Here is a 25682-nt window from a genome sequence, read left to right on the forward strand (position 1 = left end):
ACTAATCCTTCCAACAATCTATATTAAACATTTAATTTAAATCTAATGCGGCTATAGTTTGTTTCACAATCGAATTTTTGTCAAACTCTTTTTCCATTTTTTTACGAGCTTTCTTTCCCATTTCTTCACGAGTAGTAATATTTGTATTTAAAAACATTTTCATCTTTTCGTAAAGATTATCTGCATTTTTCGATTCACACAGCCAGCCTGTAATTCCGTCTTCCACAGATTCTCTGCATCCGGGAATATTTGTGGTAATTACCGGTCTGCCGGTAGCAGAAGCCTCAAGATTGACATTACTCATTCCCTCATGATAACTGGGCATCACTACACAGTCTGCTTTTGCATAATAAGGTCGAGGTTCTTCCTGGAAGCCGTGAAATGCAACAATGCCTTTCTCAACAAGTCGGTCAACTTTTTCTTTATACTCATCTTCAAAAAAGCCAACTAAATCCAGAATAAATTTCTCGCCGTCATTGTGCAGTTTCTCCGATGCCTCAAAAAGTTCATCCATACCCTTTTCTTTCATAATTCTGCCAAGATATAAAAATCTTGGCGGTTTATTATGCGGATATGGTTGGTAATTATATATTTCCAAATTTATGCCTGCACCGTTTAATACGGTTTCTTTTTCAGGTTGTATGATTTTTCTGCTTTTAAATTCATCAGCATTAACCTGATTTTCAAAAAATACAGTTTGTACTTTTTTAAAAGCGGTTTTATACAATAAAGTAACAAATTGCGCAAGACCTTTTGTTTGAAAAGCTGTTCCTAAGCCCTGAACATTAGCATAAAAAGGAATTTTTAGCTTAGAACACATTAGTCCGCCATAAATATTAGGCTTAATTGAATATGTTATAACTAAATCTGGTTTTTCTTCTTTTAGCATTTTCTTATAAAAATTAATTAAAGAAAGATCGGTAAAAGGATTTATACCTCTTCGCTCCATTTTTGTTTCTATACAGTGCAAACCCATATTCATAAAATCTTCATGATGACCGACAAAAGGCATACTTAATATTACCTCATTATTCTTCATCAACTCTTCAATTAACTCTTTCCTGAAACGATAAAGCATATAAGAATGGTTAGTCAGAATCAAAATTTTCTTTTTCTTATTGCTCATCACTCATAGCTCCTGTTCCGCCTTCCACTACTCCCTCGTGTTTAAATACGCTGACAACTGTCATAAACAAACACTTAACATCAAACGCAAAGCTCAAATTATCATAATAAACCTTGTCCATCTGTACTTTTTCAGGTATAGGAAGTTCATCTCTTCCGTTAATCTGAGCCCAACCGGTCAACCCGGGGGTTAAATTGTTAATGTTATATTCATCTCTTTCAGCTATTAAATCATCTTGATTCCACAGTGCAGGTCTAGGTCCTATAACACTCATATCACCTATAAATATATTGAAAATTTGCGGCAATTCATCTAAACTTGTTTTTCTCAGAAATTTGCCAACTTTAGTGATATATTGTTCCGGATTTTTTAACAAATGAGTAGGACAATCTTTCGGAGTATCAATTCTCATTGTTCTGAATTTAAGTATATTAAAATATTTTTTATCTTTTCCGATTCTCTTTTGCTTAAAGAAAATCGGGCCTTTACTTGTACATTTTATAACTACACAAATTGGTAAATAAACTATTGAGAGAAATACAATTGCCATAAAAGAGCATATAACATCTAAAATTCTCTTAATTATTCTATTGTAAATTGTTTTTTCTCTGTTCATAATTAATACCTCTTAATATATGCACACACTTACACACTACACTTTTTCATAATTATATCACATAAAGTTCAATATATCAACAAAAAAGCTTATTTAAGATTAATATAACTAATAAATTGGCACTTTTCTTTAATATATGCATATTGACCAATATAAATTTGACTATTTTGCATTTTTTTACAAAATCATTGTTAATTTGCAAGAAAACCTACAATTAAATTTGATTATAGTACACAAAATTTTGGGTTCAGCTTTATTTGCAAAAACAGCAGTAATCCTTGCCCCTGAGAGAGTGAAAACAAATACCAACCAATCAGGAGTTCTGCAAATCATAGAGTGCTTTTAAAATATTTTAATATTTTTAGGGGTCATATCATCTACAATATTATTTTATATTATATTAAATTATTGCGATATAAAAATCTTATATAAATGCTATAAATCATAATCTATACCACTATCCGATCTCGGCAACCGCTTTATCATAGTTATCTAATAAAATATAATTATGTTTAAATATTTGCTTATCTCAATTTGCAATACATCTCTCGACCTAATAAACAAAACACTTAGGCTGAATTGCACTTTCATCACCAATAATAGCTATTATATTGTTTCACAACAAAGTTTCTTTCAGCACTTTAATATAACATATTAGCTAAATTTTCGATATTTTTTCTCTAATTAATTGCAATATTCTATATCAATATGGTATAATTTTAAATACATACTACCTAATAAAAGCTGCAGCAGGTGATTAACTTGAACGAAAGCGAAAAACTTTTAAAAGCAAAATCATATCTTGACAAACTCGCCAACGGAATAAATCCAATAACCAATGAATTGGCGTCAGAAAACGATACTATAAATAATATACATATTTCAAGATGTCTTTTTTATGTTTCAGATGTACTTAGAAATTTAATTGAAAATAACAACAATCCGCAAAAAAGAAAAACAGTAAAATTCCCTTTTCTGTTACACCACAGCAATTAGCAGATTATGTTTTTGATGATAACCCAATTACAGTTACCGAAATTACCAAAAAGCTTAACAGTTTTGATTGATACCGAGGAAATGAAAGGAATTAAAACAACAAGCATAACTAATTGGCTTATAAAAATTAATATGCTTGAATATTTTGCAGACGAAAACGGTATTCAACTCGGCATCACAACACAGGAACGCTTGGGTATGTACGGTTCATATAAAGTCGTTTTATATGACAGCAATGTCCAACAATTTATACTTGACAATATAGACACAATTGCGTATTACAACACTCAAAAGAAATCATATAATTTTAATACGGAGAGCAACATATGAAAAAAAGTACACTTGCCAACAATTTCATCTATTATCTTTTTTGCGGGTTCAGCGGTGCGGTAATAGCCTGTATAGTATGGCTATTTCTTAAATTAATGAGCCTTGGAATCAGCTTTATATGGGAAACTGTTCCGTCAAATATCAATTTTACATATTATCCTCTTGCAGTTTGTACAATCGGCGGAATACTTCTTGGAATATATCAAAAAATCTCAAAAGCAGTCCCCGACGAGCTTGACGAAGTAATGAAAAAAGTTAAGCGAGATAAATTTTATCCGTACAATAAAGTGCTGTTGCTTTGTATTTCCGCACTTATTCCACTGCTTTTCGGCGGCAGTATCGGACCGGAAGCAGGACTTACAGGAGTTATTGTCGGACTTTGTTACTGGGCAGGCAATCATATGAAGAATGCACAAAGTAAGATACCCGAACTTATGCAAACAGGTGTGAGCGCCACATTAACGGCTATTTTTTATGCACCGCTTTTCGGTCTTGCCGCAGCAAATGAAGAACAATTAGATACCCAAGACAAAGCAACCGATATACGCACAGGCAAATTAATTTCAAATATCGTAGCTGTGCTGTTTGCAACAGGAACAATATTTTTACTGAATCAAGCTTTCGGTGGCAGTATGGGATTACCGAGAATAGGCGAATACAACATTACAAATACTGAAAGACTATGGGGTATTCCCCTTGCACTTCTCGGCACTTTAGCTGGACTTTTATTTATAATATCAGAAAAACTGCTCAAAATTTTATTTGATAAAATTCAGAGCAGTTTAGGAATAATAATAAGCACCACACTCGGCGGAATTATTCTTGGAATTTTCGGTACATACCTTCCGCTTGTAATGTTTTCGGGTGAAGACAGCATTAACGAGATAAATAACGGCATCGGAGAATTTGCGCCGTGGATACTGATAATTTCAGGATTATTAAAACTTGTAATAACAAATGTTTGCATTAAATCAGGGTGGAAAGGCGGTCATTTCTTCCCCGTTATTTTCTGCGGAGTGAGTATCGGCTTTGGTGTAGCCCTACTTATGGGACTTGATACCGCATTTTGCGCAGCAGTAATTACCGCAGCACTTCTCGGTGTTACAATGCGAAAACCTCTTGCAGTAACCGTACTTCTCCTACTCTGCTTCGACGCAAGAATCCTCCCATGGATTTTGCTTGCGGCTTTTTTGAGCAGTTTGGTGGTAGGGAAAGTATTAAATAAAAATAAACATCAAAACAAATAAATAGCAAAAAGGAATCAAAACTTCAAAATTTTGATTCCTTTTTATCCCTCATCACGGAAAAATGTGGGATAATCAAAAGTAAATATTGAAAAAGAGCATATGAAGCTCCGGAATTGTAATTGACAAGACAAACAACGGAGGAGAGAAACCTATGCTCTTTTTAGATGACATCAAAGTCGAATTTTAAAGTAAAGGATTTCAAGGAACACATATAGAAATCAGCCCTAATAAAGATAAAAGCGTACTGTTTTTGGAGAGCGTAAGGTCAACGCAGTCAATCCGATGCCCTTATTGCAGAGGCAGTGTATATATTTATGAAAACGGACAAGTCAAACTCAAAGATATTCCATTACAGAAAAATGACTGCATTCCTAACTTTCGCTTAGAATGCAGTCATTTTTTATTTGGGCTGTTTTTTTACAGCACCTTTAAAATTCAAATAATCACTATACTTTGGCAGAAATAAAATTACTTAGAAAGTAACTTCTTAATTCTTTCAACTGCCTCAATTGTGTTTTCTCTGTCACCGAATGAAGTAAGACGGAAGTAACCTGCACCGTTCTTACCAAAGCCCTCACCCGGAGTACCTACTACATTAGCCTCGTTAAGAAGGAGGTCAAAGAATTCCCAGCTACCCATATCATTAGGGCACTTGAGCCAAATATACGGTGAGTTCTTACCGCCTGTATAATAAATGCCGAGTTCATCCATAGCTGATGAGATAATTTTTGCATTATCCTGGTAGTAAGAAATATTCTCCTTAATCTGCTTCTGACCCTCTTCACTGAATACAGCGGCAGCTGCACACTGTACAGGCCATGAAACACCGTTAAACTTAGTTGCCTGACGGCGATACCAAGTATTGTAGATGTTGTGACCGTCACGCTCAAGCTCTCTCGGAATGATTGTGTAGCCGCATCTTGTACCTGTAAAGCCTGCTGTCTTTGAAAGTGAGCACATCTCAATTGCGCACTTTCTTGCACCCTCAATTGCGAAAATTGAACGAGGGAGATCCTCTGTAATAAATGCCTCATATGCTGCATCATAGAGAATGATAGCGTCATTCTTGATTGCATAGTCAACCCACTGCTTTAACTCGTCAGCTGTATAGGCTGAACCTGTTGGGTTATTAGGTGAACAGAGATAGATGATGTCAGCCTTTACATTCTCATCAGGGAGAGCCGCAAAGTTATTCTCACGGTTTGAGTTAGCATAAACAATCTTTCTGCCTGCCATAATGTTTGAGTCAACATATACAGGGTAAACAGGGTCGGTAACGAGAACAACATTATCCTTGCCGAAAATGTCACCGATGTTGCCGCAGTCTGACTTTGCGCCATCGGACACAAAGATTTCGTTTGCATCTACTGTTACGCCAAAACCTGCATAATAGTTAGAAATAGCCTCTCTGAGGAATGCATAGCCCTCATAATCAGGATAGCCCTTAAAAGTATCCTTATGTGCAAGGTCTTCCGCACCTTTCTTCATAGCCTCAATTACAACAGGAGCAAGCGGAAGTGTTACATCGCCGATACCGAGCTTAATTACCTTCTTGTCAGGGTGTTCCTGCATATACTTATTTGTTCTTGATGCAACCTCTGCAAAAAGATAGTTTGGCACGAGGTTGTCAAAATTTCTGTTAATCTGCATTATTATCAATCCTTTTCTGATATATGGGCAAAAGGTTAGTGACAAGTAATTGCCAAAACCAAGAAAATTCCAAAATTACTTATCAAGCGAAGCCTTAATAAACTCTCTGAAAAGCGGATGTGCTCTGTTAGGACGGGACTTAAATTCAGGGTGATACTGAACACCGATGTAGAACTTATTGGCAGGAATTTCAACTGCCTCAACAAGCATACCGTTAGGTGATGTACCTGTAATAATCATACCTGCCTTTTCAATTTCTTCTCTGTAATCATTATTAAATTCATAACGATGACGGTGGCGCTCCTGTACTTCAGGCTTACCGTAAGCTCTTTCCATAATTGAGCCTTTCTTGATAACGCAAGGATAAGCACCGAGGCGCATTGTACCGCCCATATCTTCAATACCGAGCTGTTCGGGCATAAGGTCGATTACATTGTGCTTGCCCTCCGGAGCAAACTCACCGCTGTTTGCATCCTCATATCCGAGTACATGCTTAGCAAATTCAATTACTGCTGTCTGCATACCAAGGCAGATACCGAGGTACGGAATATCGTGCTCACGAGCATATTTGGCAGCCATTACCTTGCCTTCAACACCTCTGTTGCCAAAGCCGCCCGGAACAAGAATACCGTCAACATCGCCTAAAAGGTCATCTGCCGAATACTTTGTGATAAGCTCACAATCAACCCACTTGATTTCAACATCAGCGGAATTTTCGTAACCTGCGTGACGAAGTGCCTCGGCTACTGAAAGGTATGCGTCGTGAAGTGCAACATATTTACCGCAAAGAGCAATTTTGCATTTCTTTGAACGGTTATTGATTCTTTCAAGCATTTCTTTCCACTCTGTAAGGTCAGGTGTTTTGTCTGTGGCTATGTTAAGTTCACGGCAAACTACATTTGAGAAGTTGCTCTCTTCAAGCATAAGCGGTGCCTGATAAAGAGTCGGAAGTGTAATGTTCTCAATTACACAGTCAGGCTTTACATTACAGAACAAAGCAATTTTCTTAAAGATACTCTCTTCAAGCGGTTCGTCACAACGAAGAACAATAATATCAGGGTTGATACCGAGTGAACGGAGTTCCTTAACCGAATGCTGTGTCGGCTTTGATTTATGCTCTTCACTGCCCTTAATGTACGGAACAAGTGTAACATGAATGAAAATACTGTTTTCTCTGCCGACTTCAAGCGAAACCTGACGGATTGACTCAAGGAAAGGCTGGCTTTCAATGTCGCCTACTGTACCACCGATTTCTGTAATTACAATATCGGCGTCAGTCTTTTCACCTACATTGTAAATAAAAGACTTAATTTCATTTGTAATGTGCGGGATTACCTGTACTGTTTTGCCGAGGTAATCGCCGTGACGCTCTTTTTCAAGTACATTTGAATAAACCTTACCTGTTGTAAGATTTGAATACTTGTTGAGGTCTTCATCAATAAAACGCTCATAGTGACCGAGGTCGAGGTCGGTTTCTGCGCCGTCCTCAGTTACATAAACCTCGCCGTGCTGATACGGGCTCATTGTACCCGGGTCAACATTGATGTACGGATCAAGTTTTTGAGCGACTACCTTAAGGCCTCTTGCCTTAAGGAGTCTGCCGAGAGAAGCTGCTGTAATACCCTTACCAAGACCGGATACTACGCCGCCTGTTACAAATATATATTTTTTAGCTTTTTTTTCAGTATGATTAGCCATAAATTATACCTCAATCTCTCCTTCAAATACTTTTTCGGCGTTACCTGTCATATATACGGTTTCGTCTGTGTAATTGATGACAAGGTCACCGCCCTTGAGCTTGATTTTAATATCGTCGCCCTTTTTGCAGAAGCCGTTTTCACAAGCCGCAACAGCTACCGCACAAGCGCCTGTACCGCAAGCCCATGTTTCGCCTGAACCTCTCTCCCATACTCTCATCTTGATTGTATGGTCGTCAAGAACTGTAACAAATTCTGTATTAACTCTCTCCGGGAAGAGTTTATCGTTTTCAAACATAGGACCAATCTTTTCAATGTCAAGATTGTCAATGTCATCCATAAATACAACGCAGTGTGGATTACCCATAGATACGCAGGTAATGTTGTATTCCTTGTCGCCGATTGTAACAGGCTCGTTTACAATCTTGTCCTTATTCATAGCAACAGGGATTTCCTTTGGATCAAGAATTGCCTTGCCCATATCTACTCTAAGGCTTGTTACCTCACCGTTGGTTGTGTAAGCCTTAAGGCTCTTGATACCTGAAAGGGTTTCAATTGTGATTTCGTCTTTCTCCTTGTAATCAACCATACCGTGGTCATAGAGGAACTTACCCACGCAACGGATACCGTTACCGCACATCTTACCCTCTGAACCGTCAAGGTTGTACATCTTCATCTTAGCGTCAGCAACCTTAGATGGGCAAACAAGAATAATACCATCGCCGCCGATACCGAAGTGTCTGTCTGAAAGTCTTACAGAGAGAGCCTCCGGATTGTTGATTTCCTGATCAAAAGTGCTGAAATAAATATAGTCATTACCGATGCCCTGCATCTTTGTAAATTTAAGCATTTCTTTTTCATCCCTCATATGGTTAATATCTATAAGCTCTGTACTGTGCTGTGAATAATGGCTCTTAAGGCAATCCGCAAGTGCGTTTGCGGTATCAAGAGCTGTAAGACAAGGAATGTTTCTCTCAACTGTCTTTCTGCGGATTTTAACAGAATCTCTTGACGGAATTCTGCCCTTTGCGGAAGTTGAAATTACATACTGAATCTTACCCGACTCAATAAGTGTGAGTGTGTTGTCTGTCTTGCACTCGTGAATCTTCTTTACGGCAACAGCGTCAATACCGTATTTCTTAAGTACGGCTGCTGTACCCTCTGTAGCATAAATCTTAAAGCCGAGGTCATAATACTTCTTGGCAATTTCGCCGATTTCTGCCTTATCGGAATCACGAACAGTAATAAATACACCGCCGTTTTTCTTCATCTTGTAACCTGCACCGATAAGTCCCTTATAAAGAGCCTCTTCAAGAGTGCCTGCAACACCGAGAACTTCACCTGTTGACTTCATTTCAGGTCCGAGGTGGTTATCAACATTGATAAGTTTTTCAAAGCTGAATACCGGAACTTTTACTGCAATGTAAGGGCTCTTTCTGTAAAGACCTGTGCCGTAACCCATATCCTTGAGCTTTTCGCCGAGCATTGCTCTTGTAGCGAGGTCAACCATAGGTACGCCTGTAACCTTACTGATATAAGGAATTGTTCTTGATGAACGGGGATTTACCTCAATTACATAAAGCTCATCGTTATAGATAAGGTACTGAATATTTACAAGACCCTTTGTCTGTAACTCAATAGCAAGGTTCTTAGAACTTTCAATGATTGTCTGTGTCATCTTGTCAGAAATATTCCAAGCAGGATATACAGCGATTGAGTCACCGGAATGGATACCGGCTCTCTCAATATGCTCCATAATACCCGGAATGAGAATATCCTCACCGTCACATATAGCGTCAACTTCAAGCTCTGTACCCTGTAAGTATTTATCAATAAGGATTGGGTTCTCTATATTCTGTGCAAGAATAATAGCCATATACTCCTTAACATCAGCCTCGTTAAATGCGATAATCATATTCTGACCGCCAAGTACATAAGACGGACGGAGAAGTACAGGATAGCCGATTGTTTCGGCAACCTCGAGAGCCTCATCGGTTGTCATAACCGTTACGCCTCTCGGACGCTTAATGTGGTATTTCTCAAGGAGTTCGTCAAAACGCTCTCTGTCCTCTGCCATATCAATGGCATCATATGAAGTACCGAGAATATTAACACCGCAGTCGCTCATATGCTTTGTAAGTTTGATAGCTGTCTGACCGCCGAATGCTACTACAACACCGTATGGCTTTTCTGTATTGATGATACCCATAACATCTTCTGTTGTAAGCGGCTCAAAGTAAAGTCTGTCGGCAGTGTCGAAGTCGGTAGATACGGTTTCAGGGTTGTTGTTTACGATAACAACATCGTAGCCTGCCTTTTTAAGTGCCCATACGCAGTGAACCGACGCATAGTCAAATTCGATACCCTGACCGATTCTGATAGGGCCTGAACCGAATACGATAACTGTCTTTTTATCTGATTTATTATTTTTAATAAACTCTTCTGCCTCGTTTTCCTTATCAAAGGTTGAGTAGAAGTAAGGTGTCTGTGCCTCAAATTCAGCGGCGCAGGTATCAACCATTTTATATACAGGCAAAAGGTTCTTTTCGCATTTCTTACCTGTAATAGCCTCAATAGTTCTGTTGAGGAATCCCATTTTCTTTGCTCTGTAGTAGAGGTCATCTGTAAGCTCGCTGTTTTTAAGCTCATTCTCAACAGCAATGATATTCTTGAGTTTCTCCAAGAACCACTCGTCAATAAGTGTAACTTCGTGAATCTGCTCTACAGTAATGCCTCTCTTGAGTGCCTCATATACGCAGAAAATTCTCTTATCATCGCAAACGCTTAATCTGTCGTAAACAGACGCATTTGAAAGTTGAGCAAATTCCTTATCATCGAGTGTATCGTGAGAAATCTCTGCACCTCTTACAGCCTTCATAATAGCCTGCTCAAATGTAGGAGCAATAGCCATAACCTCGCCTGTTGCTTTCATCTGAGTACCGAGTGTGCGGTTTGCATATACAAATTTATCGAACGGCCATTTTGGGAATTTAACTACAACATAGTCGAGAGCAGGCTCAAAGCAAGCATATGTTGTACCCGTTACAGCATTCTTGATTTCATTAAGTGTGTAGCCGATAGCAATCTTAGCCGCTACCTTTGCAATAGGATAACCTGTTGCCTTTGACGCAAGAGCCGATGAACGGGAAACTCTTGGGTTTACCTCGATTACGGCATAATCAAATGTTTCCGGATTAAGTGCGAACTGGCAGTTACAGCCACCCTCTACCTTTAAGGCAGAGATAATATCGAGCGCCGCACTTCTGAGCATCTGATACTCTTTATCTGCAAGAGTAACAGTAGGAGCAATAACGATACTGTCGCCTGTATGTACGCCGACAGGGTCAAAGTTCTCCATTGAGCAGACAGTAATAACATTGCCGTCGCTGTCACGCATTACCTCAAACTCTATTTCTTTCCAACCCGAAATACATTTCTCTACAAGAACCTGTGTAATCGGTGAAAGCTCAAGACCGTTTGAAGTAATCTCTCTTAATTCTTCCTCATCATTTACGATACCGCCGCCTGTACCGCCGAGTGTAAATGCAGGACGAATAATTACAGGGTAGCCGATTTCATCTGCAAATTTTACGGCAGACTCAACATCGTTTACAACGAGTGACGGAATAACAGGCTGTCCGATTTCAAGCATTGTGTCCTTGAACATCTGTCTGTCCTCTGCCTTGTCAATTGTTTCAGGATTAGCGCCGAGGAGCTGAACTCCGTATTTATCGAGGAAACCTTCCTTTGCAAGCTGCATAGAAAGTGTAAGACCTGTCTGACCGCCGAGTGTGGAAAGAAGGCTGTCGGGACGCTCTTTTTTAATAATTCTTTTAACTGTTTCAAGTGTAAGCGGCTCGATATAAATTTTATCAGCCATTGCATTATCTGTCATAATGGTAGCAGGGTTAGAGTTTACGAGAATAACCTCAAGTCCCTCTTCCTTAAGCGCACGGCAAGCCTGTGTGCCTGCGTAGTCAAATTCAGCAGCCTGACCGATTACAATCGGACCCGAACCGATTACCATAACTCTTTTAATGTTGCTTTTAAGTGGCATAAAATCATTCCTTATCCTTATTTAAAAATCAAATTCGTATATAAATTATGGATAGTTTTATTTGTTGTTTTTCATCAAATCAATGAAACGGTCAAACAAAAACGCTGTGTCGTGAGGGCCGCCGCAAGCCTCGGGGTGGAACTGAACCGAGAAAGCAGGCATATTGTTGTACTTAACGCCCTCGCAGGTGTTGTCGTTGCCGTTTACAAAGCTAACCTCACCGTTTGACGGCATACTGTCGCTTACAACCGCATAGCCATGGTTTTGAGAAGTAATGTAAACTCTGCCTGTTTCAACCTCTTTTGCAGGTTGGTTAGCTCCTCTGTGGCCGTATTTAAGTTTTTCTGTCTTAGCGCCCTGGCTAAGTGCCAAAAGCTGATGTCCTAAGCAGATACCGAATGTAGGAATTTTATATTCGCAAAGCTTTTTAAGCTCGGCAATAATTGCAGTGTTGTCCGACGGATCTCCCGGACCGTTTGAAAGCATAATGCCGTCAGGATTCATAGCTTTAATCTGCTCTGCTGTTGTATGAGCAGGTACTACCGTAACATTGCAACCACGCTTAACAAGCTCTCTGCCTATGTTGTGCTTTGCACCGAAATCCATAAGAACAACATTGAGGTCGCCGTTTTCAGCTTTGAATTCTTCTTTTTCGCTGATTGTTGTGCTCTCTACAGCCTGTTCTATTTTATAAGCCTTAATCTCTGCAAGCTCTTCTTCGGTAACTTCGCCCGAATAAGCGATTTTGCAGTTAAGCACACCATACTCACGAACAATTCTTGTAAGCGCTCTGGTGTCGAGTCCGTAGATGCCCGGAATATCCGACTCTTTTAAAAAGGTGTCAAGATCGCCCTCGCAACGGAAGTTAGAGGGAGCTTGGCACCATTCTCTTACAATATGACCTCTAAGTGAGGGCACTTTGCTCTCGAAATCAGAGGGAATTACACCATAGTTACCGATTAAAGGGAAAGTCTGAATAACCACCTGACCGAAATAAGAAGGGTCGGTGAGTGTTTCAAGATAACCGGTCATAGCTGTAGTAAAAACCAATTCTCCCATAGTTTCTTTTTCTGCACCAAATGATTTGCCCTCAAAAACAGTTCCGTTTTCAAGTATCAAATATGCTTTACGGCTCATAAATACACATTCCTTTCAGAAATTTTGCATAATTAGTTTTCGTAAGTTTTAATAACCTGCATTGCAATCTGCATTTTGCTCATTCTCATATCCATCGCCTGTTTTTCAAGGTAGCGATGCGCTTCCTGTTCTGTCATATTAAGGCAGGTAATAAGCAGAAGCTTGGCTCTGTTTATTATCTTCATATCCTCCACAATATGGCGGAGCTTTTCATTTTCCTCGTTTACGGTCAACATTCTCATTCTGAAACATTCCGTAAACTGCAAATAGTGATGAAACAAATGCTTATTAATAGGTTTGGCTATTACAAGCACACCGTGCTCGGTCAAAGCATCGTTTACATCGTCTGCGTTTTTTTGAGGAACAATAATAACCACGCTTGAACGGGTTACTCTCGCAAAATGCATGGAAAGCTCAATACCGCTTTCCTCAGCAAGAGGTGCATTAATACAGATAAGGTCAAACTCATCGTTCTCAACAAGTTTTTTTGCTGTTTTAGAATTATCAGCAATAGAAATCTGCGTAAAATACTCAATTTTAAGCAGCTGTGAAAGAGCCTCGGCACTTTGCACAGAGTGAGAAATAATTAAAGCTTTTTTCATAACCTTATCACCTCAGTCACTTATCTTCAACATCATATTTTACAAGATTTCGGAGTATTCTAATTTACATAAAGGAATTATAATATATTTTTTTATTAATTTCGACAATTACAATTCTTGTATCGCAAAATAGTTACATAAAAATTAAAAAATGATGAAAATTATAAAGTATTTACAAAAAGGCTGTTTCATTTGTGAAGATGAAACAGCCCCGTTGCTGTGAAATAAAATTTTAATCAAATTTGACAAAAACAAAATCTTATTCTTCGCCTTTGCTCAAAAGCATTCTGTCATTTTCAAGTTTAGAACCGCTCGCCTTTTCAAACTTCTGCAAGAGGTCGTCAACGGTGAGTTTTTTCTTTTCTTCACCTGAAATATCAAGTATAACCTTTCCGTTGCCCATCATAATAAGGCGGTTACCGTGCACAATCGCATCGTGCATATTATGTGTAACCATAAGGGCTGTAAGGTTATTTTCGGCAATAATCTTATCGCTCAGTTCAAGCACCTTTGCCGCAGTCTTAGGGTCAAGCGCCGCTGTATGCTCGTCAAGAAGCAAAAGTTTAGGCTTATTGATTGTAGCCATTAAAAGGGTGATTGCCTGACGCTGTCCGCCCGAAAGAAGACCTACCTTTGATGTCATTCTGTCCTCAAGACCGAGTTCAAACTGCTTTAAAAGTGTTCTGTATTCTTCTTTTTCGGATTTCTTAACGCCCCAGCTAAGACCTCTTTTCTTGCCTCTTCTTGCCGCAAGAGCAAGGTTTTCCAAAATTTCCATATCGGCAACAGTACCTGTCATAGGGTCTTGGAAAACTCTGCCGAGATACTTTGCCCTTTTATGCTCGGGAAGTCCCGTTACATCTACTCCGTCAATAAGAATCTGACCGCTGTCAACAGGCCATACACCGGCAACGGCATTAAGTGTAGTTGACTTACCCGCACCGTTGCCGCCGATTATTGTACAGAAATCGCCTTCGTTTAAGTGAAGTGTTACACCGTCAAGTGCGACCTTCTCATTTATTGTGCCTTTATTAAAGGTTTTGTGAATATTAATAATATCAAGCATTGTCACTGCCTCCGTTTGCCTTGTTAGCTTTTAAATTCATTTTAGCTACCTTTTTAAAGGAGGTTTTACTCTTCTTTTGTAAATAAGGTACTGCAAGGAAGATTGCAACTATAATTGCTGTGAAGAGCTTTGTATCATCTGTCGGCATCTTGAGCCAAAGAACAATACCCATTGCAATATAATAAAGAATACCGCCCACAATAACGAAGAGCATTTTTACAACAAAGTTCATACGCTTACGGAAGATAGCCTCGCCGAGGACTTCACCGATAATAACTGCGGCAAGACCGATTACGATAGCGCCTCTGCCCATATTGATGTCTGCAAAGCCCTGGTACTGTGCAAAAAGTGAGCCTGCAAGAGCAACAAGACCGTTTGAAAGCGCAAGTGCAATTACCTTTGCAACATTAATATTAATGCCCTGAGCCTTACTCATTGCAGGGTTTGAACCTGTTGAGCGGATTGTAGAGCCCTGCTCAGTACCGAAGTACCAATACATAGCCGCAATAACAATGGCCGCAATGGCAAGTCCGATAATAATTGAAAGATTGATGTCGCTTGCGGAAATAACAAGCGCATAGTTTCTATAACTTACAGGTAAGTTTGATTTACCCATTATATTCAAATTGATTGAATACAGTGCTATCTGTGTGAGAATACCTGCGAGTATGTCAGGAATACCGAGCAAGGTATGCAATAGTCCTGTGATAAGTCCTGCCGCAATGCCTGCGAGAATAGCTACAATGAGCGCCACCCATACAGAACAGCCATTGATAAGCAATATTGCCGTAACAGCGCCGCCTGTGGCAAACGAACCGTCTACGCTAAGGTCGGCAAAGTTTAAAAGTTTGTAGGTGATAAATACACCAAGTCCCATAAGTCCCCAGATAATACCCTGTGCAATGTTACCCGGCAAAGCCGCAACAAAATTGGCAGGATTAAGAGAACCAAAGTATTCTGCTAAAAATTCCATAAGAACCACCAATACATAAAAGATTGGGGTGTCGTTTTATCGGCACCCCACCGTTTTTTAATTTAAAATTAAGGTAATTATATAAGGATAATTATTCCTCAATAGCCTCGTAATCTGACGGAACTGTGATTCCGTAAGCATCGCAACGGCTCTTTACATACTTCTTTGTTACACTTGGAGCTGACTCAACCTTTAATGAAGTAATGTCTGCGCCGTTTACAAGAATGTCGTAAGCCATTTCGCCTGTTTTCTGACCAAGCTCATAGTAGCTGATTGAAAGTGTTGCAACACCGCAGCCCTTACAAATACCCTCTTCACCTGCAATGATAGGTGTTTTGGACGCTGATGCTGTGTTGTCTATAATACCTGTGTTGGATGCTGCTGTGTTATCTGTCGGAAGATAGAGAACATCGCTCTCGTCACAAGCTGTCTTTGCTACAGCCGCAACATCGTTTGAATCTGCAAATGAATATGTCTTTACAGTGTAGCCCGCACTCTCAAAGAAAGGTGTGATTGTATCGCTCTGATATTTTGAGTTAGCCTCTGCCGAGCAATAGAGAATACCGATTGTTTTAGCGTCAGGGAAAAGTTCCTTGAGCATATCAGCCTGCTTGTCAAGCGGAGCAAGGTCTGTTGTACCGGATACATTCATACCTGAAACGCCTGTCCACTCTGCCATATCAAGAGCTGTGCCGTAGTCTGTAATCGAAGTACCGAGAATAGGAATAGACGGTGTTGCCGTGTATGCAGCCTGAAGAGCCGCAGTACCGTTACCGAGAATAAGGTCATAATTTGAAGAAACAAACTGGTTACAGATTGTAGCGCAAGTAGCCGAATCGCCCTGTGCGTTCTGCTCGTCAAACTTAACCTTGTCTGCGCCGAGTTTTTCAGTAAGAGTGTCTTTAAAGCCCTTAGTTGCGGCGTCAAGAGCCTCGTGCTGAACAAGCTGACAAATACCGATATTATATACTTTGTTTGCATCTGCCTGTGAAGGAGCAGCTGTTGAAGTTGTTGATGAAGTACCGCCTGTACAGCCTGCGAGTGCAGCTGTTACTGTAAGCGCTGCTGTTGCGGTTGCCAAAATTCTTTTTGTCATTTTCATAAAAATTCGTCCTCCCGTTTTCACTTTAGCACTTAAACAAACATACGCTTTAAAGTTTTTATGCGTTAAAGTGAATATCATATATAGTATTATATACCTATTAAACGAATTTTGCAATAGCTAAAAGGTGAATTTATATGTTTTCGATAGTGATATTATAAAGAATTTGTTTATTTTACCGCTACATTTTCATCACCAAGCTGATGTTTAAGCTCTTTTATCATAACATCATTAAGGCTCACCCACATATTTGCAGGGGCTTTTACCTTGCGTTTTGAATCGGTAAGATAAAAAATAATCGGTGTTCTGCCGTCGAAAATATCCGTAACTCTCTTTGCTCGACGGTACATATCCGTATTAAGGTCATCAATTCTCAAATAAAGTGCCTGCGGTACATAAGGCTTTTGATATGCGCTTTTATGTTCTGCCGCTGCCCTGTTTTGTTCGTAATTTGCGGCAGACATATTTTTACATTCCTCATTATTAAAGGCTTTTGCAATGCTGTCGCAAATTATTTTCGGTTCTTCGTTTTCTTTAAAATTCAATGTGCCTTTTATAATAACGGGTATGTTTTCATTTAAAAGAATAGTGCTTTTTTCATACACATTCGGAAAAACAACCGCTTCCATTATGCCGTACTTATCTTCTACATTTATAAAAGCCATAAGTTTGTTGCTTTTGGTAAGTTGAGTTTTCACTTTGGAAATAATACCTACAATCAGCACTTTCTTGCCGTCGGGATAGCGTCCTGTTTCGTCATTTATAATTTCACCTATTCTGTCGGCTTTCATTCTCTCGGAATAAAGGCTGTAATTATCGGCAGGGTGGCCGCTTAGGTATATGCCTGCTATTTCCTTTTCCATTCTCAAAAGCTCATCAGTCGAAAATTCTTTCAAATCAGGCAGTTGGGGTTCTGATGTAGCCTTTGTACTGTCGTCACCCATATCAAAAAACGAAAGCTGTCCGCCTTGATTCTTTTTAGCCTCATATTCAACATCGTCAAGCACGGTTTTGCTTATTGCAAGCAGTTGCCTGCGGTTAGCGCCAAGTCCGTCAAGCGCACCGCACTTTATAAGACTTTCTATAGCACGGCTGTTCATATTTTTGCCGCAAAGTCTTTTACAAAAATCGTAAAGGCTTGTATAAGGCTTTAATCTGCGCTCTTTAATTATCTGATCAATAAAAGCTCTGCCGAGATTTTTGATTGCAAGCAATCCGTAGCGTATATTGTTACCGCTGACAGTAAAGCCGAGATCGCTTTCGTTTACACTCGGAGGCAAAACTTTTATTCCGAGCCGCTGACATTCGCCTATATATGCTGCAAGTTTGTTTTGGTTATCAAGTACACTTGTGAGCAATGCCGCCATATACTCCTGCGGATAATGACATTTTAAATATGCGGTTTTGTATGAAATCATAGAATATGCCGCTGCGTGTGACTTATTGAAAGCGTAAGAAGCAAAACTTTCGATCTCATCATAAATTGAATTGGCGATTTTCTCGTCAATACCTCTGCGAATACAACCGTCAACAATTACTTTGCCGTTTTCATCTGTAATGCCGTGAAGAAAAATCTCTCTTTGCTTTGCCATTTCTGCGGCTTTCTTTTTACTCATGGCACGGCGAACAATATCCGCTCTGCCAAGACTGAAACCTGCAAGCACTCTTAAAATCTGCATCACCTGTTCCTGATAGACAATACAGCCGTAGGTAACCTCAAGTATAGGCTTTAATAACGGGTGCTTATAGGTAATGTGCGATGGATTGTGGCGGCAGTCGATGTAACGGGGAATACTGTCCATAGGTCCGGGTCGATAAAGCGAAACCACGGCGATTAAATCCTCGATCGAATCGGGCTTTAGTCGCATAAGAACATTTTTCATACCCTGGCTTTCAAACTGAAACACACCCTCCGTATTGCCTTGAGAAATCATAGCAAAAACTTTTTCGTCTTTATCGTTTATATTATCGGGATTGTACTCGGGATGATTTTTTCGTATCTGTTTATCCGCATAGTCAATTACCGTAAGATTGCGAAGTCCGAGAAAGTCCATTTTGAGCAAACCGAGCTCCTCAAGTGTGGTCATGGTAAACTGTGTTACCACATTGTCATCATTTTTTGAAAGCGGAACATAGTCAGATACGGGACGGTCGGTAATTACTACACCTGCGGCGTGCATTGTAGCGTGTCTTGGCATTCCCTCAATGCTCTTTGCAATGTCAAGCAATTGCTTTGTCTGTTCGTCCTCTTCATAGCGATGTCTTAATTCGGGACTTGCCTTGAGTGCGGAATCTATAGTAACCTTTAATTCCATAGGTACAAGTTTGGCAACCGAATCAACGGTGGCATACGGAATTGCAAGCACTCTGCCAACATCTCTTATAGCGCCTCTTGCCGCCATAGTACCGAATGATATAATCTGCGCAACTCTGTCCGTGCCGTATTTACGCACTACATAGTCAATTACTTCTCCTCGGCGCTCGGTACAGAAATCAACATCAAAGTCAGGCATACTTACACGCTCAGGGTTTAAAAATCTTTCAAAAAGAAGATTATACTTGATCGGATCTATCGCTGTAATTCCTATGCAATAGGCACAAAGCGAACCTGCACCCGAACCTCTGCCGGGTCCGACAGGGATTTTTTCACTCTTTGCATACTGTACAAAATCATTTACGATAAGGTAATAATCGACAAAACCCATTTTTGAAACAGTTGCAAGTTCGTATTCAAGTCGGTCAATCAAAGACTTATCGGGATTTTCTCCGTAATGTCTGTAAAGGCCCTCATAGCATTTTCGGCGAAAATACTCGTAATGATCTTCGTTATTCGGCACATCAAATCGTGGCAGTTTACGCACGCCGAACTCAAACTCAACATTACAGCGGTCGGCAATTTTCTGTGTATTATCATATGCCTGCGGCAGATTTGGAAAGAGTGAGCGCATTTCTTCCTCTGTTTTAAGGTAAAACTCGCTCGTTTTAAACTCCATTCTGTCCACATCATTTACCGTCTTATTGGTCTGGATACAAAGCAAAATACTGTGCGTAAAGCTGTCCTTTTTATCTATATAATGGCTGTCGTTTGTAACCACAAGTTCGGCGCCGATTTCTTCGGCAATGCGAATAAGCTGCGGATTAATTCGTTTTTGCTCCTCTATGCCGTGGTCCTGAAGTTCTATAAAAAAGTTATCCTTACCGAAAAGCGATTGATAAAAAAGAGCCTTCTGCTTTGCTCCGTCATAGTTTCCGTCAAGCAGATTCTGCGGAATTTCACCGGCAAGACAGGCAGAAAGGCAGATTAGACCCTTGTGATATTCTTTCAAAAGCTCATCGTCAATTCTCGGCTTTGAATAAAAGCCCTCGGTAAAACCTTTTGAAACAAGTTTAATTAAATTTTGATAGCCCTCGTTATTTTCGCAAAGCAGCACCATATGATAATACTTTTCATACGCCGAAGTTTTGTCAAAACGAGAGTGCGGCGCAACATAAACTTCACAGCCGATAACAGGCTTTATCCCCTGCTTTTTACAGGCACGGTAAAAGTCAATGACGCCGTACATTACACCGTGGTCGGTAATGGCAAGAGCGGTTTGTCCCTTTTCCTTTGCCGATTCCACAAGTTTGTTTATTCTGCTTGCTCCGTCAAGCAAGCTGTATTCGGTATGATTATGAAGATGTGTAAAAGCCATAGTTATTCACCACATACCTTTGCGTTTATTTTACCGTCACTCAAAATAACAGTGAAATCGTCGCCGTCTTTAAGCTGTTTTGATGAGGTAATGATTTTTTCGTCCTTTTCGGCGATTGCATAACCACGATTCAATACATTAAGCGGATTCAAACCGTCAAGTTTGCCCTTTGCGACAATAAGCTTATTTTCTTTATCAGAAATATAAATATTCATAAACCGTGTCAGCTTTTCGCTCTTTGCCGAAAGCTGTTTTTCAAGCTGTTCCGCTTTGAGCTTTGGCGATGACGCAGACATTCTCCTCTGCTGATTTTCAAGTCTTAACTGCGCCGTTTTTATCTTTCTGTCAAGCATAGCTGATATATATTGCTTTTGCTTAAAATAGTAAGACATAAGCTCCTGCCTGTCGGGTACGGCAAGTTCTGCCGCGGCAGACGGAGTAGAGGCACGAACATCGGCGACAAAGTCACAGACAGTAAAATCTGTTTCGTGTCCCACACCAGAAATTATGGGAGTTTCGCAATTATAGACCGCATACGCAAGTTGTTCGTCATTAAACGCCCATAAGTCTTCGGCAGAACCGCCGCCTCTGCCTATGATAACCACATCGGCAATCTTGCTTGCACTGAATTTATTTACGGCACGCACAAGCTGCTCGGGCGCACTTTCTCCCTGAACAAGCACAGGTGCGAGCACTATATCCGCACTCGGAAATCTTCGTCTGATAATATTCGTTATATCCTGAACCGCCGCACCCGTGGGAGAAGTTATGACACCGATTGTTTTAGGAAATTTCGGCAGCGGCTTTTTATGCGCATTGTCAAACAGTCCTTTTTGAGCAAGGCTCTTTTTAAGCTGTTCAAAAGCAAGCGTAAGCGCACCCACACCGTCTGGCTGCATATCTTCAATATAAAGCTGATACCTGCCGCTCGGCTCATATACAGAAATTCTGCCACGACAAATTACTTTCATTCCGTTTTCAAGGCGGAACCTAAGTCGTCTTGCGTTGCCTGCAAACATAACGGCACTTATAACTGAATTGCTGTCTTTAAGCGAAAGGTAAATGTGACCGCTGCGTTGGTGCACGGTAAGATTAGAGATTTCACCCGTTACAAGCACAAACTGCAAACTGCCGTCATTCTCGATAATTGACTTTATATAAAAATTTATTTGTGAAACAGAAAGCACTCTCGGCTTTTGAATCTGCGGTGAATACATCTCTTTACCTCCCGCTGATGAAGTATTTTAATATTTTACACTTATAATCGTCTTAGATTTCCGTATATTTCTTATATGCCAAATACGCAATACCCGCTGCGTTATCGGCGGAATATTCGGGTTTTGCAAATGTAGCGCCGAATTTCTCGGTCAGAGCATTTCTTATAATGGAATTTGACATTACTCCGCCCGCAAAAATCACAGGCAAATTGCCGAATTGCTCGAACAATTTTTCAGTCATTTTTTCAAGCGTAGCCTGAATAAAAGCAAGGCAAAAAGCAGCGATTTTTTCTTTGCTTTCGCCGTTATCAAGCATTTTTTTACACTGATTTTCAAGTCCGCTCAAACAGCAATCGGCGCCCTTAAGAGTAGGACGAACTTTGAATTTTTCTGTATTATTAAGCGCAAGCTGTTCAAGCTGCGGACCGCACGGAAATTTTAAACCGAGCATAAGCCCCACTCTGTCAACTGCCTGTCCGGCATTTAAGTCAAGTGTTTTTGCAGTCTCTTTAACGGCAAACGAGCTTGTACTGCCCTTTGCGAGCACCGCCTCCGTTGTGCCTCCGCTTATATGAAATGCTAAAAATTCTTTTTCAAACAAATCTTCTCTTGCGGCTGAAAACAGTGCTGCGGCAATATGCCCCTCCTGATGTGAAAATGTCAGGAGAGGCTTTTTTATTACTGCCGATATAATTCTTGCTGTGTTTTCTCCGACCGTAAAGCACGGCATATATGAGCCGTCAACCGGACGGGGGCGTGTTGATACGCCTAATGCAGACACACCCGACAAGTCAACTTCCTTTGCAATGTCCTCAACAAGAGTGTGAAGCTGTTGTGTGTGATGAAAAACCGCATCGCTCTGTCTTAAGCCGAGCTGTCCCTGTTTTACGGGCAAAAGCTGCTTTCGCTGTAGCATTTCGCCGTTTTCGCTGTTATATACCGCAACCGAAGTTGTGTAGTTAGAGGTATCTATACCAAGGAAAAGGCTCATTACTTTTCTCCGTTATCTCTTACAAATGAGCCTAATATTCCGTTGACAAATCCGCTCTCGTCAATAGTGTACTTCTTTGCAAGTTCTACCGCCTCGTTGATTGCTACGCTTGCGGGAACATTGTCAAGATACTTGATTTCATACACTGCAAGTTCAAGGATTGCAAGCGACGGCTTTGAAATTCTTGAAAGAGTCCATCCTTTTTTTAGATAGCGTGAAATAATCTCGTCAAGTTCCTCTTTAGCCGATACAATACCCTCAACTTCTGCCTGTGCAAGTGCGCTTACTCCGCCCATAAAGAGTTCCGAGCTGTCCTGCACCATATTGTCGACAGATGTGTTTGTAAATGACTTTGAAAATAAAAGCATAAATACCTGCTCACGCTGTTCGGAGCGTGTAAGTTTAATCTGTACTGCTTCGTTTTCATTTTCTTCTGTTACTTCCTGAGAAGTTACATTTATCTCTTCAGACATATTATCCCAACTTTACAATAAATTATCAGGATAATTATATCACATAAAATTTTGATTGTAAACTATATTCACGCACCTACAACAGATATTGCGTCACTTGCAATTTCATAGTGCGTTGTTACGGCATCGTATATTGACAAAACAGTGTTTTCGTTAAGCTCGTTTTTCGGAACTATAACGGTTACACCCATATCGGTTATACAGCAAAGGCAATCGGAAAAGCCTTTCGCTTTCACAATAGTTTCTATGGTATCCTGCGTTGTAAAAAAGCTGATGATTCGCCCTACATTTTCTTGCGCCTCGGTAAGCTCCGTGTCTGAACTCGAGTCGGAATCGAGTATCTCCTCCGCATCGTCAATTACCTTGTCTTGCGTGTTCTGCCTTTTAGTGCGTTCGGATGCAAAGAAATCCTGCTGCTCTTTCGATAGTGCCATTGCAGCTGCCGCCTCGTCGGAGGTTGCTGTTTTCCCGACTGTTGCATTTACATATGACGCTGCCCCCAGCTCCTTTGCAGGTGAAGTTGTACGAGCCTGCGAAATCTGATAGTTTATGTAAACCGCCGTTGCCAGAGCAAGTACAAGTGATGTCATTACAATATGTTTCTTCTGAATTTTCATAATACCTCTACCTTCGTTCTGTTAATTTTGTAACACATACCTTTGCCGATGAAATATCCAGTGCCCTTGTTACCGCTTGTGTGACCGTTTGTGTTACGACGGGATCATCTCCGCCCTCGCACACAACAAGCACACCGCGGATAACAGGCTGAATTTCCTTTGTCTTGGTGGTACTGTCCTCAAGATATACATATTCGACCGAGTTTTCTATGGTAAGAAGCACCTTTGTTTCTCCGCAGCCGCTGATACTTGAAAGGATTTTTTGCAAATCGCTTTCAATCTCCGTGCTGTAGGTAGTAACCGAAAAGCCCTCGGTTTCCGTTTTTTTATCGGTATTAATTCCCGAAATTGAAGAAATAAAAATAAGTGCTATTCCGATAATACCGATAATTACTATAATTTTTCTTGCTTTGTCACTTTCAAACAGCTTTTTTATTCCGTTTGTTTTTTCTTCCATAGCTTTGCACCCTTAAATAAAAGTTATTCTCGGATATGCTCCGAAGCTTTCAAAAACAATTGAGCCGATTTTATCTTTCCGGCTTTTATATTCATTACTCATATATATGCTGATGTCACCGATAATTATGCTGTTTGACTGCGATTTTGCAAGTACGATTTTACATTCGGATATTTTTATGTTGTTTTGAGCAAGCAGGTCGGTAAGGCTTTGTTCAAGATTTTGTTGTGCCTGTTTAATCACAACATTTGCGTAGGCTTCGTCGGAAGTGGAAACTTGATCTTCGCTGTAATCAACAGGTTCGGCATCAAAATCTATAGAAGAAATTGCCGAGGTTATCGGCGAAATAAGACAGCATACCATAAACGCACCGATTACAAGGGCAACGGTTTTTTTGGTAGTACCCTCGGGTACAAATGCCGACAGCAGACTGCAAATAAGAGCACCGGCACAAACTGTTATAACCGCAGAAATCATACCGCTCATATTCCGCCGCCTCCCATCAAAAGCACAAGTGCAGTTGAAATTATGTAAACCGACATAATGCACAATACAATTGCAAGCAAGGTTGAAAGCACGGTACCGACACCCTCAAGCAAATCTTTTACCTGATTTATGCCGAGTATCTCCGCAAGTAACTTTCCTGCCGATAAAGTAAATATCCACAAAAGGCTGTTAAGTATTATAGGCAGAAACACAAAAGCAATAGATACTATAACAAAAATTCCAAGTCCCGATTTAAGCAAGTTTACACTGCCCTGTACGGTTTTGTATGCATCTGAAAGCGCTGAGCCTACTATCGGAATAAATGAATTTAAAGTAAATCGCACGGCTCGTGTAGAAACATCGTCAACCGAGGTAGTTATCATCTGCTTAAAAGAAAGTACAGCTGTAAATACAGTCATAACAAACCCGAGTACCCATTTTACGGCTTTTGAAATTATTGAAGTTATACCCGTAAGTTTTGATTCCGAGCATACGCTTGCCGTTACTGATACACCGAGAAACATATTAAGAAAAGGAACTATTACCTTTGAGCTTAGTTGTCCCACTCCCTCTCCTGCGCCGATCATCATTGCGTAATATGACGCACCGCTTACGGCGTGTCCCGTGCTCGACATAATCATAACCATTACAGGCACAAATGCAAGCATAAAACTTGATGCCGTTTTTACTACCGTTGACATATCTGAAATTACTTCAATTACGGGGAGTGCAGCCGTACAGGTAGCACACAGTACGGCTGCTATGCCAAGTGAGGAGGAAAGTTCACTTGAAAGCGAATTTTTGTACGAAGATAAAAGCGAGCATATAAGCAAGAGTGCGGTAAGTGAGATTACCGCTTTTAACGGCCCTGCGCTGTTTTCGCCCGCAAGTTTTACAATTTCATTCACAACTTCTCCGAACGAAATCTGCGAAAGCTCATTGCTGTCTATGCCGTTTATCCCTATATTTTCAAGGCTCTGCTTTACATCGTCAGACAGGCTGTCATATAAAGCAGAAGTATCGTAAATGCTGTTAATATCATTTGTTGTACTTCCGGTTTTGGCTGTTGTATCGGCTGCAAATACAGTAATCTGCGACAGAAAAACAACCGCAATCACAACTAAAAACACCGCTGTTTTTTTCAACATCA

At 40.3% G+C, this 25682-nt stretch carries 21 protein-coding genes; 3 read left to right on the plus strand and 18 right to left on the minus strand.

Translation table 11 applies throughout. From position 1 onward, the window contains the following. Positions 1 to 31: 31 nt before the first annotated feature. Together KGF34_RS03760 and KGF34_RS03765 are read right to left on the minus strand one after the other, a co-directional pair. A complete protein-coding gene (locus KGF34_RS03760) occupies positions 32 to 1126 on the minus strand; it encodes a glycosyltransferase family 4 protein (protein ID WP_252559860.1) in 1095 nt (364 codons plus the stop codon). Beyond that, complete coding sequence (locus tag KGF34_RS03765) at positions 1116 to 1724, minus strand: sugar transferase (RefSeq protein ID WP_354667455.1); 609 nt, start codon at positions 1722 to 1724, stop codon at positions 1116 to 1118. Before KGF34_RS03765 ends, KGF34_RS03760 begins: the two co-directional genes overlap by 11 nt. Positions 1725 to 2504: 780 nt before the next feature. Here KGF34_RS03765 and KGF34_RS03770 point away from each other — a divergent pair. The 3 genes from KGF34_RS03770 (at position 2505) to KGF34_RS03780 (ending at position 4315) form a co-directional block, all read left to right on the plus strand. Continuing rightward, positions 2505 to 2738 carry a hypothetical protein gene (locus KGF34_RS03770; protein WP_252559862.1) on the plus strand — a complete coding sequence of 78 codons (234 nt, stop codon included), beginning with the start codon at positions 2505 to 2507 and terminating at the stop codon, positions 2736 to 2738. 81 nt (positions 2739 to 2819) lie between these two features. Then, the gene (locus KGF34_RS03775; RefSeq protein ID WP_249376062.1) at positions 2820 to 3068 is read left to right on the plus strand and encodes a hypothetical protein; all 249 of its coding nucleotides are present in this window, start codon (positions 2820 to 2822) and stop codon (positions 3066 to 3068) included. Further along, positions 3065 to 4315 (plus strand): chloride channel protein, encoded by a 1251-nt coding sequence (locus KGF34_RS03780; protein ID WP_252559863.1) that lies wholly within the window; start codon positions 3065 to 3067, stop codon positions 4313 to 4315. Before KGF34_RS03775 ends, KGF34_RS03780 begins: the two co-directional genes overlap by 4 nt. 468 nt (positions 4316 to 4783) lie before the next feature. Here the strand turns inward: KGF34_RS03780 and KGF34_RS03785 are convergent, their stop codons facing one another. The 16 genes from KGF34_RS03785 to KGF34_RS03860 all read right to left on the minus strand — a co-directional run bounded on the left by KGF34_RS03785 (position 4784) and on the right by KGF34_RS03860 (position 25680). Next, positions 4784 to 5965 (minus strand): LL-diaminopimelate aminotransferase, encoded by a 1182-nt coding sequence (locus KGF34_RS03785; RefSeq protein ID WP_252559864.1) that lies wholly within the window; start codon positions 5963 to 5965, stop codon positions 4784 to 4786. Positions 5966 to 6040: 75 nt separating this feature from the next. Then, entirely contained in the window at positions 6041 to 7663 is a 1623-nt protein-coding gene (locus KGF34_RS03790) for a CTP synthase (RefSeq protein WP_022235519.1), read from the minus strand. Between the two features lie 3 nt (positions 7664 to 7666). Further along, on the minus strand, positions 7667 to 11719 hold the full coding sequence (gene carB, locus KGF34_RS03795; protein ID WP_252559865.1) for a carbamoyl-phosphate synthase large subunit: 4053 nt from the start codon (positions 11717 to 11719) through the stop codon (positions 7667 to 7669). 57 nt (positions 11720 to 11776) lie between these two features. Then, positions 11777 to 12856 carry a carbamoyl phosphate synthase small subunit gene (locus KGF34_RS03800; protein WP_252559866.1) on the minus strand — a complete coding sequence of 360 codons (1080 nt, stop codon included), beginning with the start codon at positions 12854 to 12856 and terminating at the stop codon, positions 11777 to 11779. A 32-nt stretch (positions 12857 to 12888) separates the two neighbouring features. After that, entirely contained in the window at positions 12889 to 13458 is a 570-nt protein-coding gene (locus tag KGF34_RS03805; protein ID WP_195410034.1) for a response regulator, read from the minus strand. A gap of 259 nt (positions 13459 to 13717) precedes the next feature. Continuing rightward, positions 13718 to 14524 carry an ABC transporter ATP-binding protein gene (locus KGF34_RS03810; protein WP_022235515.1) on the minus strand — a complete coding sequence of 269 codons (807 nt, stop codon included), beginning with the start codon at positions 14522 to 14524 and terminating at the stop codon, positions 13718 to 13720. Continuing rightward, a complete protein-coding gene (locus KGF34_RS03815; RefSeq protein WP_252559867.1) occupies positions 14517 to 15497 on the minus strand; it encodes an ABC transporter permease in 981 nt (326 codons plus the stop codon). Before KGF34_RS03815 ends, KGF34_RS03810 begins: the two co-directional genes overlap by 8 nt. 91 nt (positions 15498 to 15588) lie before the next feature. Continuing rightward, complete coding sequence (locus KGF34_RS03820) at positions 15589 to 16599, minus strand: ABC transporter substrate-binding protein (protein WP_252559868.1); 1011 nt, start codon at positions 16597 to 16599, stop codon at positions 15589 to 15591. A 170-nt stretch (positions 16600 to 16769) separates the two neighbouring features. After that, positions 16770 to 20291, minus strand: a complete 3522-nt coding sequence (locus KGF34_RS03825) for a DNA polymerase III subunit alpha (protein WP_252559869.1) — start codon at positions 20289 to 20291, stop codon at positions 16770 to 16772. Between the two features lie 2 nt (positions 20292 to 20293). Further along, complete coding sequence (xseA, locus tag KGF34_RS03830; protein ID WP_252559870.1) at positions 20294 to 21508, minus strand: exodeoxyribonuclease VII large subunit; 1215 nt, start codon at positions 21506 to 21508, stop codon at positions 20294 to 20296. Between the two features lie 52 nt (positions 21509 to 21560). Continuing rightward, the gene (locus KGF34_RS03835) at positions 21561 to 22499 is read right to left on the minus strand and encodes a peptidase M22 (protein WP_252559871.1); all 939 of its coding nucleotides are present in this window, start codon (positions 22497 to 22499) and stop codon (positions 21561 to 21563) included. After that, complete coding sequence (gene nusB, locus KGF34_RS03840) at positions 22499 to 22972, minus strand: transcription antitermination factor NusB (protein ID WP_022235509.1); 474 nt, start codon at positions 22970 to 22972, stop codon at positions 22499 to 22501. Before nusB ends, KGF34_RS03835 begins: the two co-directional genes overlap by 1 nt. A gap of 68 nt (positions 22973 to 23040) precedes the next feature. Then, positions 23041 to 23589, minus strand: coding sequence for a SpoIIIAH-like family protein (locus KGF34_RS03845; protein ID WP_252559872.1), 549 nt, complete (start codon positions 23587 to 23589; stop codon positions 23041 to 23043). 7 nt (positions 23590 to 23596) lie between these two features. Then, on the minus strand, positions 23597 to 24046 hold the full coding sequence (locus KGF34_RS03850) for a hypothetical protein (protein ID WP_022235508.1): 450 nt from the start codon (positions 24044 to 24046) through the stop codon (positions 23597 to 23599). A gap of 12 nt (positions 24047 to 24058) precedes the next feature. Beyond that, the gene (locus tag KGF34_RS03855) at positions 24059 to 24532 is read right to left on the minus strand and encodes a stage III sporulation protein AF (protein WP_022235507.1); all 474 of its coding nucleotides are present in this window, start codon (positions 24530 to 24532) and stop codon (positions 24059 to 24061) included. Continuing rightward, on the minus strand, positions 24529 to 25680 hold the full coding sequence (locus KGF34_RS03860; RefSeq protein ID WP_252559873.1) for a stage III sporulation protein AE: 1152 nt from the start codon (positions 25678 to 25680) through the stop codon (positions 24529 to 24531). The genes KGF34_RS03855 and KGF34_RS03860 overlap by 4 nt, the downstream gene beginning before the upstream one ends. Between the last annotated feature and the right edge of the window lie 2 nt (positions 25681 to 25682).

It is taken from the genome of Ruminococcus sp. FMBCY1 (genome assembly GCF_023921805.1).
In the GTDB taxonomy this organism is placed as follows: domain Bacteria; phylum Bacillota; class Clostridia; order Oscillospirales; family Acutalibacteraceae; genus Ruminococcoides; species Ruminococcoides intestinale_A.

What these genes read in the sequence shown, in the direction of transcription:
- KGF34_RS03760 (WP_252559860.1), bottom strand. Translation starts at nt 1,126, where the DNA reads ATGAGCAATAAGAAAAAGAAAATTTTGATTCTGACTAACCATTCTTAT.
- KGF34_RS03775 (WP_249376062.1), top strand. Translation starts at nt 2,820, where the DNA reads ATGAAAGGAATTAAAACAACAAGCATAACTAATTGGCTTATAAAAATT.
- KGF34_RS03780 (WP_252559863.1), top strand. Translation starts at nt 3,065, where the DNA reads ATGAAAAAAAGTACACTTGCCAACAATTTCATCTATTATCTTTTTTGC.
- KGF34_RS03785 (WP_252559864.1), bottom strand. Translation starts at nt 5,965, where the DNA reads ATGCAGATTAACAGAAATTTTGACAACCTCGTGCCAAACTATCTTTTT.
- KGF34_RS03790 (WP_022235519.1), bottom strand. Translation starts at nt 7,663, where the DNA reads ATGGCTAATCATACTGAAAAAAAAGCTAAAAAATATATATTTGTAACA.
- carB (WP_252559865.1), bottom strand. Translation starts at nt 11,719, where the DNA reads ATGCCACTTAAAAGCAACATTAAAAGAGTTATGGTAATCGGTTCGGGT.
- KGF34_RS03800 (WP_252559866.1), bottom strand. Translation starts at nt 12,856, where the DNA reads ATGAGCCGTAAAGCATATTTGATACTTGAAAACGGAACTGTTTTTGAG.
- KGF34_RS03805 (WP_195410034.1), bottom strand. Translation starts at nt 13,458, where the DNA reads ATGAAAAAAGCTTTAATTATTTCTCACTCTGTGCAAAGTGCCGAGGCT.
- KGF34_RS03810 (WP_022235515.1), bottom strand. Translation starts at nt 14,524, where the DNA reads ATGCTTGATATTATTAATATTCACAAAACCTTTAATAAAGGCACAATA.
- KGF34_RS03815 (WP_252559867.1), bottom strand. Translation starts at nt 15,497, where the DNA reads ATGGAATTTTTAGCAGAATACTTTGGTTCTCTTAATCCTGCCAATTTT.
- KGF34_RS03820 (WP_252559868.1), bottom strand. Translation starts at nt 16,599, where the DNA reads ATGAAAATGACAAAAAGAATTTTGGCAACCGCAACAGCAGCGCTTACA.
- KGF34_RS03825 (WP_252559869.1), bottom strand. Translation starts at nt 20,291, where the DNA reads ATGGCTTTTACACATCTTCATAATCATACCGAATACAGCTTGCTTGAC.
- xseA (WP_252559870.1), bottom strand. Translation starts at nt 21,508, where the DNA reads ATGTATTCACCGCAGATTCAAAAGCCGAGAGTGCTTTCTGTTTCACAA.
- KGF34_RS03835 (WP_252559871.1), bottom strand. Translation starts at nt 22,499, where the DNA reads ATGAGCCTTTTCCTTGGTATAGATACCTCTAACTACACAACTTCGGTT.
- nusB (WP_022235509.1), bottom strand. Translation starts at nt 22,972, where the DNA reads ATGTCTGAAGAGATAAATGTAACTTCTCAGGAAGTAACAGAAGAAAAT.
- KGF34_RS03845 (WP_252559872.1), bottom strand. Translation starts at nt 23,589, where the DNA reads ATGAAAATTCAGAAGAAACATATTGTAATGACATCACTTGTACTTGCT.
- KGF34_RS03850 (WP_022235508.1), bottom strand. Translation starts at nt 24,046, where the DNA reads ATGGAAGAAAAAACAAACGGAATAAAAAAGCTGTTTGAAAGTGACAAA.
- KGF34_RS03855 (WP_022235507.1), bottom strand. Translation starts at nt 24,532, where the DNA reads ATGAGCGGTATGATTTCTGCGGTTATAACAGTTTGTGCCGGTGCTCTT.
- KGF34_RS03860 (WP_252559873.1), bottom strand. Translation starts at nt 25,680, where the DNA reads ATGTTGAAAAAAACAGCGGTGTTTTTAGTTGTGATTGCGGTTGTTTTT.